The 14,656-nt window shown below is 37.0% G+C and carries 10 protein-coding genes; 8 read left to right on the forward strand and 2 right to left on the reverse strand.

Translation table 11 applies throughout. The annotated features are described in order from the left end of the window. Positions 1–6 precede the first annotated feature (6 nt). The 3 genes from DKL56_RS01185 to DKL56_RS01195 all read left to right on the forward strand — a co-directional run bounded on the left by DKL56_RS01185 (position 7) and on the right by DKL56_RS01195 (position 5,940). Positions 7–2,955 carry an MMPL family transporter gene (locus DKL56_RS01185; RefSeq protein ID WP_109715116.1) on the forward strand — a complete coding sequence of 983 codons (2,949 nt, stop codon included), beginning with the start codon at positions 7–9 and terminating at the stop codon, positions 2,953–2,955. Positions 2,956–3,252: 297 nt separating this feature from the next. Beyond that, positions 3,253–4,809, forward strand: coding sequence for an ATP-binding cassette domain-containing protein (locus DKL56_RS01190; protein WP_162542491.1), 1,557 nt, complete (start codon positions 3,253–3,255; stop codon positions 4,807–4,809). A gap of 96 nt (positions 4,810–4,905) precedes the next feature. Further along, on the forward strand, positions 4,906–5,940 hold the full coding sequence (locus DKL56_RS01195) for a zinc ribbon domain-containing protein (protein ID WP_109715118.1): 1,035 nt from the start codon (positions 4,906–4,908) through the stop codon (positions 5,938–5,940). A gap of 49 nt (positions 5,941–5,989) precedes the next feature. Here the strand turns inward: DKL56_RS01195 and DKL56_RS01200 are convergent, their stop codons facing one another. Together DKL56_RS01200 and DKL56_RS01205 are read right to left on the reverse strand one after the other, a co-directional pair. Beyond that, complete coding sequence (locus DKL56_RS01200) at positions 5,990–7,366, reverse strand: NAD-dependent succinate-semialdehyde dehydrogenase (RefSeq protein WP_109715119.1); 1,377 nt, start codon at positions 7,364–7,366, stop codon at positions 5,990–5,992. Between the two features lie 114 nt (positions 7,367–7,480). Continuing rightward, positions 7,481–8,269 carry an alpha/beta hydrolase gene (locus DKL56_RS01205; protein ID WP_109715120.1) on the reverse strand — a complete coding sequence of 263 codons (789 nt, stop codon included), beginning with the start codon at positions 8,267–8,269 and terminating at the stop codon, positions 7,481–7,483. 242 nt (positions 8,270–8,511) lie between these two features. On the opposite strand from DKL56_RS01205, the gene DKL56_RS01210 reads away from it, so the two are divergent. The 5 genes from DKL56_RS01210 (at position 8,512) to serS (ending at position 14,181) form a co-directional block, all read left to right on the forward strand. Then, a complete protein-coding gene (locus DKL56_RS01210) occupies positions 8,512–9,117 on the forward strand; it encodes a TVP38/TMEM64 family protein (protein WP_046306061.1) in 606 nt (201 codons plus the stop codon). Then, on the forward strand, positions 9,117–9,644 hold the full coding sequence (locus DKL56_RS01215) for a GNAT family N-acetyltransferase (protein WP_109715121.1): 528 nt from the start codon (positions 9,117–9,119) through the stop codon (positions 9,642–9,644). The genes DKL56_RS01210 and DKL56_RS01215 overlap by 1 nt, the downstream gene beginning before the upstream one ends. Positions 9,645–9,840: 196 nt before the next feature. Then, positions 9,841–11,484 (forward strand): malolactic enzyme, encoded by a 1,644-nt coding sequence (locus tag DKL56_RS01220; RefSeq protein WP_109715122.1) that lies wholly within the window; start codon positions 9,841–9,843, stop codon positions 11,482–11,484. Positions 11,485–11,490: 6 nt separating this feature from the next. Next, positions 11,491–12,456 (forward strand): AEC family transporter, encoded by a 966-nt coding sequence (locus tag DKL56_RS01225; protein ID WP_109715123.1) that lies wholly within the window; start codon positions 11,491–11,493, stop codon positions 12,454–12,456. 417 nt (positions 12,457–12,873) lie between these two features. After that, complete coding sequence (gene serS, locus DKL56_RS01230; RefSeq protein WP_109715124.1) at positions 12,874–14,181, forward strand: serine--tRNA ligase; 1,308 nt, start codon at positions 12,874–12,876, stop codon at positions 14,179–14,181. Positions 14,182–14,656 lie beyond the last annotated feature (475 nt).

Consider the following 14,656-nt stretch of genomic DNA (forward strand, 5'->3'; position numbering starts at 1 on the left):
AACAAAGTGCAAAAATTATTTAAAAATCATATTTTTTCATTTATTGCATGGGTTTTAATTCTGATTATTTCTGTTGTGGCACTGCCAGACGTTACTGGGTTAACGCGTGAGCACTCAAACATTTCCTTACCACAGGATGTTCAAAGTGAGGTCGCACAATCAATTCAAAATGATTGGGGACCTAAACAAAAGAACACTTATCAAATTGCAGTTGTTTTTAATAAGAAAAACGGCAAATTAACTGCAGACGATAAGAATGCAATTAATGACACAATTGATCGCATTAAAGAAAATCAGGATAAATACGGTATTAAGATGGTCTTAGCACCAGACGATAATATCGCTACCAAGAAGCAACTACAGTCAAAAGATAAGACTACTTGGATTTTACAAGTTAATGTTGCGAAAAAACATGCTCCAATTAATGAAGTAGAGCAGGAATTAACTAAGGCCGTTAAAACTGCAGGTATCAGAACTTATGTTACTGGTGCAGATGTTTTACAGAACGCTTTCTCGAACTCAATTCAAGAGGGAATTAAAAAGACTGAAGTCATTACCATTGTCTTCATTTTCATTGTTCTAGTAATTGTCTTTAAGTCACCAATCGTGCCACTAATTTCTTTGTTAACAGTTGGTGTATCATTTATCACTGCTTTCTCGATTGTTACCAATCTAGTTAAGTATCAAAACTTCCCATTTTCAAACTTTACACAAGTCTTTATGATCATTGTGTTGTTCGGAATCGGAACGGATTACAACATCTTACTGTATGATAAATTCAAGGAAAATCTGGGTAATGGGCTTGATCGCTATGGTGCGATGAAGGATGCACTTAAGGTAGCAGGTAAGACAATCTTGTATTCAGGATCATCGATCTTAATTGGTTTTTCAGCTCTTAGCTTAGCTAAATTCTCAATTTACCAATCTGCAGTCGGCGTTGCAGTTGGTGTTGCTATCCTACTGGTTGTTTTGTTAACACTAAACCCATTCTTCATGGCTGTTTTAGGTGAAAAAATGTTCTGGCCAGTTAAGAAATTTACTGGTGAACATGAGGATAAGCTCTGGCATGGTATCTCTAAGAGTACTATGGCTCATCCAATTATCTATTTAGTCGTTTTAGCAGTTGTGGTAACACCATTTGCTTTAATGTACTCAGGTCATCTTAATTATGATGATACTGATGAAATTGATAATGCTACCCCTGCAAAGGCTGGGATGCTTGTAGTTGAAAAGCATTTCTCCAAGGGGATGGCAGAACCATCAACTCTTTATATTAAGAGTGACCACAGATTAGACAATGAGGCAGATTTAAGACTGCTTGATCAACTTACTAGACAAATTCAATCTTCTGGGGATGTTTCTCTAGTAACTTCTGTTACTCAACCATACGGAGAACGAATTAATCAGCTCTATGTTAACAACCAATTAAAAACAGTTAATAAGGGCGTCGACCAAGCTCGTGCTGGGTTAAGCAAATTAAGTAAAGCAAGTAAGCAATTATCAACTGGTGCAAGTCAGTTAGCTAGCGGAACAAGCCAGTTACAAAATGGTACTGGACAGCTCCAAAGCGGTACTGGCCAACTTCAAAGTGGTGCGGGTCAACTGCAAGGTGGTGCAGGAAGACTCCAAAGTGGTACGCAACAAATGACCAGCGGCTTGAATCAACTTAATTCTCAATTAGCAGCTGGCTCTCAAGGTATCGCATCAGCTCAAGCCAATACTAAGGCAGCCTTAGAAAAGAGTTACAAGGCTAACTTGGCTCAAAGTATGAATAGCATTCCTGGCTTGACACCACAACAAAAGATGGCGGCAATGCAAGCAGCAGGTGCTGCACTTGAAAAATCATGGGCACAAGCTTCTGCTTCAATGCCAAATGTTTCTGGTCAGATGGGTCAATTACAATCAGGTGTTGGTAGACTAGCTTCTGCTTCAGGTCAACTAAGTAGTGGTGCATCCACTTTAAATGGTGGAATAGGTCAACTTAATTCTAGTCTTGGTCAATTGAATTCAAGCGTAGGTCAACTGAACTCAAGTGTAGGAAAATTGAATTCCGGTGCAGGTCAGTTGGCAGATAATACTCCTAAGTTAACTTCTGGTTTAGATGAAGTTAACAGTGGCTTGGGCCAAGGTGGAGCTTATCTTACCGGACTTGCTAGTTCATCAGCAGCAGATAGCTTCTATATTCCTAAGGAATTTATCAAGAATGACATGTTCCAAACCTCGGTTAAGAACTATCTAAGCCCTGATAAAAAATCAGCAATGATCATGATTGTCTTTAGTTCAAACCCAAGTAGCACCAAGGCAACCAAGAAGGCGCAAGACTTAAGCTTAATGGCTAAAAAGTCTTTAGCAGGTACAAGACTTGATAAAGCAACTATCGCAATGGGTGGAGAAAGCTCAAACATTGCTGATATTAAGGATATTGCCAACAAGGACTTTATCAGAACAGCCGCAATTATGTTGATTGGTATCGGAATCGCATTGATTTTCGTTACTCGTTCATTATTGCAACCTCTATATATTTTGGGTACATTACTTATTGCGTACTTCTGCTCATTATCAATTACTGAATGGGTAGTTAAGGCAACAATGGGCAAAAACATGTTAACTTGGAATACGCCATTCTTTGGCTTTATTTTGTTAATTGCCTTAGGTGTAGACTATAGTATCTTCTTGATGACGCGTTATCGTGCAATTGAGGGAGGCAAGCCGAGTGAACGAATGCTTAAAGCTTGTGGTATTATCGGAACGGTTGTTGTTTCAGCTGCAATTATTTTAGGTGGTACCTTCGCTGCATTGATTCCATCAGGTATTCCAACATTAATTGAAGTTGCTTTAACTGTAATTATCGGACTAATTATTTTAGTCTTCATTATGCCAATCACGCTATCTGCAGCAGTTAAACTGACTTATGAAGGCGTGCACTGGAATAAGAGTAAACGAGTTAAACAATAGAATTTTAAAAGATTGAATTGCTCATTTTGAGTGTTCAATCTTTTTTTGTATATTTAGACTAGCTTTACAAAACTTTTAAGATAAGCTAGAATAACGCTAATTAACTTATTAACAGAATTATGAGGAGAACTGAAATGTCAAGAGATGTAAATAATCAATAAAGCTCTACAGATAGCTAAATAATTAAATCACTTTTTAAACAGGAAAATTAATTATCAGCTCAACGTGGGGCGAGGCAAGATATTAATTTGGCAAAAAAGCAAATTAATAGCGTACTTACACATTGAGGTGTTTAAAGTGGAATTAATTAAAATAGATCATTTACAAATTGACGTTGCAGCTACCAAATTACTTGAAATTGACAGTTTAAATGTTACTTCAGGTCAAAAAATCGGTTTAATTGGAGACAACGGAGTTGGCAAAACTACTCTAGTTAACATACTTGCTCAACAAGATATGACCGATTCATTTACAATTAAAGGCAAAATTACCAGAAATTGTAATTTTGCTTATGTTCCCCAATTGCTCGATGCAAAGGACAAGAGCGGTGGACAACGAGAAAAATTGGCTATTAAACTAGCAATTGCTAAATTAAAAAATATGTCCAATGGTTTATTATTGTTGGACGAACCAACTTCTAATTTGGACGTTAAACAGCAAAAATGGTTGGTTCAATTACTACAAAAAAGCAAGATTGCGTGTTTAATAGTTAGTCATGATCAAAATTTTCTAAGTCAAATTTGCAATAATCTTTGGTACATTCAAAAGCAAAAGGTCAGCGGTTTTACAGGAACATATTCTGAATTTCAACAGTTTCAAGCTGATAAGCGGCACTTTCTTGAAAAAGAGTATGAACAACAAAAAAAACGTGTTAATCAATTGCAAGTTAGTTCCAATCAGAAACTCAATAAGGCAAGAACTTTTAATAAGAATAAAAAAGGTCTGTCGTCGTCTGATTGGCGGTCGAAATCATTGGGTAAGCAAAGAGCCAAGAACAGCGTCATTAAGGCTAGTAAAAACCTGACTAATAAACTTAACCGAGAGAAAGCTAAGCTCGAAAAGCCAGAGGTTCGGCGTTATATTACATTTAAAAATGGAACAGAAAAGCAGGCTATTGCAGATATCAGTAATGATAAAGCAATTAGGCTAAATAAGCAGAAAGTTCAGGCTTTTAAGCGTAATCTCTTTACCATTGACAATGAAATTAACATAGATTTCCAAACAAAAGTGATATTGGCTGGCCAAAATGGAGTAGGCAAAACCGTCTTTTTAAAACAAATTAAGCATCGGGAACTAGTGGGTTATTATAGCCCCAAATTAAAAATTGGCTATTTTGATCAGAATATTTGTGTAAAACAAACTGATCAAACATTGATTGCATCGCTTAATGAAACCAGTATGTTTGATGACAGTTCAACAATGCAGATTCTAGGTGATTTGCACTTGAAGCAGTTTGCACAACAAAAGATTAGTAGTTTAAGCGGTGGACAGCTGGTCTGCTTTAATTTAGCTAAGATCATTACCGGGCAATATAATTTGCTGCTATTAGACGAGCCAACTAACTTTTTGGATATTGGGTCAATTAACGCATTAGCCGAATTCATCACAAATTATCCATTTGCAATTATTTTGGTATCTCATGACCAAGCATTTGTTAATCAAATTAAGCTGAAAGAGTGGCAGATTAAGAGTAAAAAATTGCTGGTTTCTGAACCACCAGTTAATGAAAATGAGAAAAGCAACGCAAATGAACTTGAATTGCTTAAGTTTAAATTGGATAGCTTAATGCTGTCACCTAATGCAACAATTGCGGAAATCAAAGAACTTAAAGCAAAAATTGAAGGTTTACAATGATTTTTCATTAAAAAGAGTGATAAAGAAATTTTCTTTATCACCTTTTTTGTTTTATGATTAGTGTATCAATTTAACTACAAGCAAAGGATGTTTTTTATGACTACTTGTCCAAATTGTGGGCGAAAAATTTCAGCAGAGGATACGATTTGTCCTAATTGTCACTTTGATGTACAAAAATATCGTGATCTCTTTTTTGCTGATGCCTCCCGCGAACCTCAAAATAAAGAAAAACAAGAAGCAGAACGAACTGTTACAAGAAGAGAAGACTACCGCCAAGAGTTTTACCCTAAAAAGCAAAATATAATTGTTGCAAGGATGCTCGATTGGATTCGTGCCAATAGTATGATTGTTTTGTTATTGGGTATTTTATTGCTACTGATTATGAGTTTCTCTCGTAGCATCGGTTGGATTTGCTTTTTTGCATTATTTATCTGGCTCTATGTGGTATGTGTGCGAACAGACAAAATAGAGCGCTATACAGTCGATAAGCGATTAACTGAAAAGGTCAATCAGCTTGGCTCTAATATGTTCAATAATGTTGATGAGTCTAAGGAAAAAGTTAAGTCTAAAAGAAACGGAAAAGAGCCTTCCAAGGGCGAAAGGCGAGTTGAAGAAGAAGTTGCAACGGTCAAAAAGCACTTTAATTACACCCAACTGCTAGTCATTTTAATGGCAATTATTAATCTAATTGTTTTGTTTACTGGTTCTGGTGCTTCCGTTTCTGACATTTCATACACAGGTAAAATGTCAATTACACGTGTTTTATTTGGGCTGGCCGGACGTTTATTTTCATCAAGTAGCACTTTGGTGCCAGGAATCGAAGTCTGTGTAATCTGGCTATTGATTTTCCTATTCCCAATTGTGATTACTTATAATACACTGAAGGATACAAAAAAGAATTGCAATATTGCATTTGCTTTGTCGATAATTGAGTCACTTTTCCTAGTTTATCTAATTTTCCGCTTATCAAATACCACACTTTCAAATACAGGCTTCTTGAAGAACATTACTAGTCAATTACTTTTATATGCTGTTTCGATAGGTGCTTCGACCTATTTCTTAATTTTATCAAGCGTCATGACGACAATTTTATTAGGTTATAACCTATACAAAAAATATAAACAAGAGTAACAAAAAAGCTGGACAGCTATGAAGTCCAGCTTTTTTTATTTATAAAAGATTATTCCGTTGGCATATCAATTACCAAGTGTTCGTTGACAAATGCCATCATACCTAAATCACTCAATTCGCGGCCATAACCCGATTTTTTAATTCCACCAAAAGGTAATTCTCCGGAGCTAATCCAGGTTCCGTTAATAACGGTCATTCCAGTCTCAATTTGAGCTGCAACTTCTTGTGCATGTTTAACATCTGCACTGATGACGGATGAGCCTAGACCATAGCTTGAGTCGTTGGCAAGTGCAATAGCCTCATCTTCATCTTCTACTTCGTAAACAATTGCAACTGGGCCGAAGAATTCTTGGTCATAAGCTGGGTTATTTTTATCAACATCCGTTAAAATAATTGGTCTGAAAAATGCTCCATCAGAATTAATCTCAGGATATTCGTAGAAAACTTTTGCGCCAGCGTCAATGGCTTCGTCAACTTGCTTACTTAATTTATCCCTTGATCTAGTTGAATTCATTGGTGGTAATGTCGTGCTAGTGTCGAGTGGGTCCCCCGCTTTTAAGACTGAAAAAGCATTTTTCAGTTCATGCAAAACTTCATCATAGCGTGATTTAACCACAATAATACGTTTAGATGAAGTACATACTTGACCGTCGTTATACGTTCTAGCAGAACTTAAGGCTTTCTTCAATACTAATGGATCCGCATCATCTAAAACGATGAAGGCATCATTACCGCCAAGTTCCATAGTTGACTTCTTTAGGTTCTTTCCGGCATTTTCTGCAACAGAAGCCCCGCCGCGTTCAGAACCAGTTAGTGCAACACCCTGTATACGAGGATCAGCAATAATTTGGTCAAGTTGATCGTAGCTAGGGTAAAGGTTGATGAGGCTACCTTCATGTGCACCGGCCTGTTTAATTATTTTGGCAGTTAATGCGGCAGAACCAGGAACATTATGTGCGTGCTTTAATAAAATTGGATTACCGACAATAAAGTTTGGCGCAAAAACACGAATGACTTGATAAAGTGGGAAGTTCCAAGGTTCACAAGCCATGATTACTCCTGTAGCTTGCTTAAGATAATAAGCATTACCCAAGTTTGATTCAATCGGTTGTGGCTTAAGCATTTGTGGACCATGATCAGCGTAGTAATCGCAAATTGATGCGCATAGTTCAACTTCTCCTTTGGACTCGTTGATCATTTTGCCCATTTCTAGAGTCATTATTTTAGCCATTTCTTCCTCATTTTGGCGGAAGCCATCGGCAACTTGGTGTAAAATTTCAGCGCGACTTTCTGGAGTCTCGTGACGCCATTTATGATAAAGTGCATCTGCCAAGTTGATTGCATCTTCAATTTGACTAGCTGTTGGATTATCGTAACTGGCAAAAGTTTCATTGGTATATGGATTGACTGATTGATATTTAGCCATATTAATTCTCCTTAAAAGATACTTTTCTACGTTACAAATAGATAAACTCTATTATAAACCGTTTTCAATAAAAAGTTGCACTAGCTAATAATTTTAACTTTTAATTAACCGGCATTACTGCTGGTTATTCATTAGACTATTTTCGAGATAAGCTAAAGAAAAATCAATGTACTCGCTGGCATACGCCATTGCATGACGTTTCCCAGGAATTAATTTGAGTTCAATCCCAAGATTTTGACTGGCTAAATAGTTAATAAAAGCAAGCAGATATTTAGTTGGTGCTAATTCATTTGTTGAATTAATCATTAAAAGCTGCTGAAGATTGTGGTAATCATATGAAGCTGCATCGATTAGTTTGAGCGTGCTCATTTTTGGTGAGCCGGCATAAGTTAAAGTGAAGTACTTATAAAATGAGTCATTGATTTCATTCAAGTCTTCTGTTCCAAAATCTTTATGAGCTTGGGGTGATGGCTTAACTGCGGGATGATCTTGTATCCAATTAGAAAAGGAGACGGGCGCAGACCAGGTAACAGTTGGAAAGCCATATTTTCCTGCCACTAGTAAGGCTAGCGTACCACCGCTGCTAACGCCAATTTGACTGATTTGTGTTCCTTCTGCGACATATTTACTGTTTAAAAGCCATTTAACAAAATTAGTGCTGTCTTCATGTGCAGCAGGAAAAGTTGCTTGAGGAGCAAGTGAATAATTAGGGGCAAAAACAAGAAAACCACGATCAGCTGCCATCAGGCATAACTCTTTAAGATTACTTTTATCGCCACGGAACCAACCGCCACCGTGCCAAAATAGCAAAATTTTGGTTTTTGCGTTGCTTTGGGGCAAATAAATATCTGTCGCTAATTGCTTTTGCTCGTCGAAGATGATATCAGTTAAAATCTCTGTCATTGTCTATTTCCTCCCAATTATTTAGGCTACTATTTTTTAATTGTTTAGATGGACTATACTTAAATAAAAGTTATTAGTACGTTTAATTTCTTCTTTTTAGTTTATCATTAAGTTACATGATGCAAATTTAAGTGCAATCTTTAAAAAAGTTAAAATATTTTAATTATTAAGTTAAATGACGTAAAAACTAATCATTAGACTAAGTTTTTTGGTAAAATGAGCCCTAATATTGGAGGTAAGCTATGCATCTGTCAGCTAAAACCAGTCGAAAATTAATTAATATCTTGACCGTTGTTAGCGGGATTATCATCATTTTATTATGTATTTACTGGTACAATTTAGGAATTTTTACTAGTCAAGCAAAAATGAAAGCATATCTGGCTGATAAAAGAATTATTGGCCCAGTTATTTTTGTGTTAATCCAGATTATTCAAGTGGTCATTCCAATTATTCCAGGCGGAGTGTCTTTGCTAGGTGGGGTTGTGTTCTTTGGCCCTTTAGCAGGCTTTATCTATAACTACGTTGGTGTCTGCATTGGCTCGATTATCAACTTCTTCTTAGCCCGCTTTTATGGTAGGCCCTTTATTCTGCACATTGTGTCCGAAAAGACCCTTGATAAGTATATGAAATGGACTAAAAATCAGAATAAGTTCAACTGGTTCTTTGCAATCTGTATAGTTGCGCCAATGGCTCCGGATGATGTCTTATGTTTATTAGCAGGATTGACAGACATGAAATTCTGGACATATTTCTGGATCATTATTTTAGGTAAACCATGGACAATCGCAGCTTATAGTTTTGCTTTAATGTTTGGGATGGACTGGCTTCTCAAGATTGTTGGTAAGTAATGAGTAGTCGGGTGTTTTTAAGACCCTTTCAAAATACTGATGCAGAAGTATTGTTAAAATGGGGTCAGGACGATTATTATAAGCAGCTAGCCGCTTTTCAGCACTATGACAATTTTGCCCAAGCAGAAGTTGCCGCTGGTCAATACGCTGCACGCAAGTATAGTTATGCGGTTTGTCTAATGCAAACAGAAGAAGTAATCGGCTTGGTCGAGCTATATGAACGAGGAACGAGCGAAAAAGAACTGCTAGATACCAAAGAAGTTGGCTTTCTACTTGATCGTGCGTTTGAAGGCCATGGTTATATGACAGAGGCGTTAACCTTACTATTTGATTTTGCATTTAAAAAGTTGCAACAAAGAGAAATTTGGGCCGGAACTTTTAAGCAGAACCTGCGTTCACAAAAATTGCTCAAGACGCTAGGTTTTGACTATGCTTATGCGGTTGACCTAAGTCAGATTAGCAAGCTGTTTAAATACGAAGAAAAATATTACGTGTTGAAAAAAGCACAGTGGCTGAAAGATCATTAAATTTGAGTCTGGGAAATACTGTTTCCCAGACTTTTTTGCTAAAAGTAGTTACGCTAACTAAAAAGCATTAAATTGATTCTGCAAAAAGTGTTAGTCCTCTTAAGTAAGCTAATTGTTTGAACTTGCTACATAAAGGGAATACCCTGAAAGTGTTAGTAAATGAATATATTATTACACAGATGGGAGAGTGTCCAAAATGGATAAGATAGGTCAAACAAGATTAAATGATCCGTTTTTGAATCGTGGCACTGCTTATACCAAAGAGCAGCGTGAGCAATATCATTTAGAAGGAATGCTGCCGCCAAAACAGCAAACGCTTGAGGAACAAGCGCGTGAAGTTTATCTGCAATACCAAGAGAAAAAGACTAATTTGGAAAAGCGCATTTTTCTCATGACTGTTTTTAATACAAATCGTGTTTTGTTTTTTAAGATCTTTAGTGAACACGTAACTGAGTTTATGCCTATTGTTTACGATCCGACAATTGCGGAATCAATTGAAAATTATAGTCATTTGTTTGTTAATCCACAGAATGCCGCTTTTCTTTCTATTGATGAGCCTGATGAAATTGAAGCTAGCCTAAAAAACGCGGCTGACGGTCGAGACATCAAACTAATCGTAGTAACCGATGGTGAAGAAATTCTTGGAATAGGTGACTGGGGCACGCAAGGTGTCGACATTTCTGTTGGTAAGTTGATGGTTTATACTGCTGCGGCTGGTGTCGATCCAGCATGTGTTTTACCAGTAGTACTTGATGTTGGAACAAACAATGAGAAGCTGCTGAATGATTCGCTCTATCTCGGTAATCATCATCGGCGCATAAATGGCGAACCATATTATCAATTTGTTGATCGTTTTGTTCAGGCGGTTGAAAAACTTTTTCCTGGGCTATACCTCCACTTTGAAGATTTTGGTCGTGACAATGCTGACAATTTGTTGAAACACTATCGCGGACAAATCCTAACTTTTAACGATGATATTCAAGGAACTGGTGTAATTGTTTTAGCGGGAATTTTAGGCGCGTTAAAAATCAGTGGGCAAAAGCTAACCGAGCAAAAATATGTTTGCTTTGGTGCCGGAACTGCTGGAACCGGGATTGTTGAACAAGTATATGCTGAAATGTTGCAAATGGGGATGAAACCAGATGAAGCACGAAAACATTTTTACCTGGTTGATAAACAGGGATTGCTATTTGAGGATACCCCTGATTTAACTCCCGCCCAGAAGCCTTTTGTTAGAAAAAAGGCTGAGTTTGCCCATCCGGAGCAATTAACAGATTTAAAGAGTGTTGTGCAAGCAGTACATCCAGACATTTTAGTCGGAACTTCGACTAGATCTGGTGCTTTTACGCAAGAAATTGTGACAGAAATGGCAGCTCATACTGAGCGTCCAATTATTTTCCCACTGTCTAATCCGACACAGTTAGCTGAAGCAAAAGCCCAGGACTTGATTCAATGGACTAAAGGAAAGGCTTTGGTGGCAACCGGTATCCCGGCTGATCCTGTTGAATATCAAGGAACAAAATATGAAATTGGTCAGGCTAATAATGCATTAGTATATCCTGGACTTGGCCTAGGAGCATTAGCAGTCAATGCTAAGATTTTGAGTGATGAGATGATTAGTGTTGCTGCCCATTCTCTAGGTGGAATTATTGATTCAAGTAAGCCAGGAGCAGCAGTTTTACCACCGGTTGAAAAACTAAACGTCTTTTCACAAACTGTGGCAAAGGCTGTAGCTAACCAAGCAATTAAAGACCACCTTAATCAAAACGATTATCAAGATGGTGAAGAAGCAGTGCAAGCTTTGCGCTGGTCTCCGGTTTATTCAGACGATCGGAAGTGAGAATAAATGCAAGCCTTTCTTACATCTTTGACTAGTGTTGTCGAACTTTTGTTAGTGATTGCATTAGGGTATTGGTTGCGTAGTAGTGGCAAGCTTGGTGATCAATTTAAAAGTAACATTTCGTATTTGATTATGAATATTGCTTTACCGGCTTCAATTTTTGTTTCGGTTTTAAAGTATTTAACGAGAGAAAAACTATTTGGTTTAACTGGTGGTCTGATCTATGCAATCATTTGTTTTGCTTTAAGCTATTTGTTTGCTTGGCTACTATGTAAAATCTTACGAATCCGTAAAGGTAGACGTGGGACATTTATTAATGCGATTACTAATGCCAATACGATTTTTATTGGATTACCGCTAAATATTGCACTGTTTGGCCAAAAAAGTATGCCATATTTTTTGATTTACTACGTATTAAATACGGTTTCAACTTGGGCGATCGGTGTCTTCTTTATTTCCAGTGATGATCCAACTGTACAAAAACAGAAACAACAAAAGTTTAACTGGAAGAAATTATTACCAGCGCCACTAGTAGGTTTCTTAATTGCTTTGCTCTGCTTGCTAGTTGAAGTACCAATTCCAAGTTGGATTACTGCTGTTTTAGGCATGGTCGGTGGAATTGTAACGCCAATGTCGTTAATTTATATTGGTATTATTTTGGCTGATGCTGGTTTAAAGTCTATCCACCTCGATCGTGATACTATTTGGGCTTTACTTGGTAGATTTGTATTAGTTCCAGCATTAATGATTATCTTAATTGTTGTCGGTGCAAACTGGGGCCCAGCATTAACGGGGCTAGCAAAGCAAACCTTGATAGTACAGTCTGCTACACCTGCTTTAGCAGTTTTGCCGATTCTTGTAGGTGAATCGCATGGGGATGTACAATATGCAACTAATGTTGTAACTACTTCGACTGTATTGTTTGTGATTGTTGTCCCGCTCGTTTTAGAAATTACTCAAATGCTTTTGTAATAAATGACGTAAATAAAAGGAAACCCAAGTAATGCTTAGGTTTCCTTTTTTGCAGTTAGGAGCTAACGTGATGCTGCAATAAGTATAGTGGTTTTATTTTGGTTAAAATATAAATGTTCATATAATTAAAAATAGTATTTGCCAAACGGGTAGGAATGACTTAAAATAATTTCAAAACACGGAGTCCTAAGACTGATTCAGAGAGTTCGCATTTTGGTGTAAGCGAATAGAAGTCGTTTCCAGATTCCATTAATGTGGGTAATTAATAGTTACACGGCATTGCGGCACCGTTATCGCCAACTTAATGAAGTGCAACTGCGAAATTCGTGGTTGAAACTGGGTGGTACCGCGAAGCCATGTAGAGCCAATTCGTCCCAATTTGAGGGATGAATTGGCTTTTTTTTGTGGAGGTAAACTATGTTAGATATTAAAGTGATTCGCGAGAATCTTGATTGGGCTAAGGACAAACTTAGTAGACGTGGCATTAAACCTGAAGAACTCGATGAATTGGTAAAAATTGATGCTGATCGTCGTGAGGGCTTGAACCGTAGTGAACAATTAAAGGCAGAGCGTAACAAAGTTTCAAAGGAAATTGCTGAAAAGAAGAGAAACAAGGAAGATGCAACTCCTGCGATTGAAAAAATGCGTGAAGTTGGTCAAGAAATCAAAGAACTTGATGAAAAAGTTGCTGAATTGACCGAAAAACAAAATTATATTTTGTTGAGATTGCCTAACTTTCCAGATGATTCAGACCCAATTGGCCCTGATGAAAGCTTCAATGAAGAAGTACGTAAATGGCATGAGCCTACTAAGTTATCTTTTAAACCAAAAGCACATTGGGAATTAGGAACTGATTTAGACATTTTAGACTGGGATCGTGGTGCAAAAGTTTCTGGTGCACGTTTTGTTTACTATAAAGGTGCCGGTGCATTACTTGAACGTGCTGTATTTAACTTTTTCTTAGATGAAAATACTAAAGAAGGATATACAGAAGTAATTCCACCTTACTTAGTTAATGATGAATCAATGCAAGGTACGGGCCAATTCCCTAAATTCCGTGAAGATGTTTACACAATTGTAGATAATGATGATCCTGACAAGCCACTTGATTTAACTTTAATTCCAACTGCAGAAGTTCCATTAGTTAACTACTTCCGTGATGAAATTATTCATGAAGATCGGTTACCAATTAATGTAACTGCACTTTCACCAGCATTTAGAAGTGAAGCAGGTTCAGCTGGTCGTGATACTCGTGGATTAATCAGAATGCATGAATTCAGAAAGGTTGAAATGGTTAAAATCTGTAAGCCTGAAGAATCATGGAATGAACTTGATAAATTAACCAAGAATGCTGAACACTTATTACAAAAACTGAACTTGCCATACCATGTCGTTGCATTGTCAACAGGGGATGCAAGTTTTACTAGTGCAAAAACTTATGATCTAGAAGTATGGATGCCAGCTCAAGATAAGTACCGTGAAATCTCCAGTTGTTCAAACTGTACTGACTTCCAAGCACGTCGTGCCCAAATTCGTTATCGCGATGAAGATGGTAAATTGCACTTAGCTCACACATTAAACGGTTCAGGACTAGCAGTAGGTAGAACAGTTGCAGCAATTCTAGAAAACTATCAAAATGAAGACGGAACAGTAACAGTTCCTGAAGCTTTAGTTCCTTATATGAATGGTAAAACAAAGATTACTAAGGAAGAAAGCTTAATCTAAATAACTTAAAAGGTCGATTTCGACCTTTTTTTATTGAATTTTTTTGCCATAAAATTACAAAATCCAACCCAAAAATGAACAAATTACGAATACTTTATTTTAAAATAAATATTATAATTAGAGATAATGATGATATTAGTAATTAGCTTAAACTAATTTTGATTTAGTACTCCACGAATACCGAACATAAAAAATTATTTGACGAGTTCTACCAATTGGAGTAAAGTATTATTTGTTCTTGACGAGGTGCTCGAAAGCACTGTTGGACAAAGAAAAAGTCGAGCAAAACCAGTTGACAAAAGTTAGCAGGTTTAGTAAGATGACAAACGCTGCTAAGGCAAGTCGAAGATAAATGTTAGAAAAAAGTTCTTGACAAAGAGAACAAGTTCTGATTAAATATCTAAGGCGCTGCAATAAGTAGCGGGTAGTACCTTGAAAACTGAACAATGTTTTCGCAAAAATGTGCGGGTTTAAA

It is taken from the genome of Lactobacillus apis (assembly GCF_003150935.1).
Lineage (GTDB): Bacteria > Bacillota > Bacilli > Lactobacillales > Lactobacillaceae > Lactobacillus > Lactobacillus apis.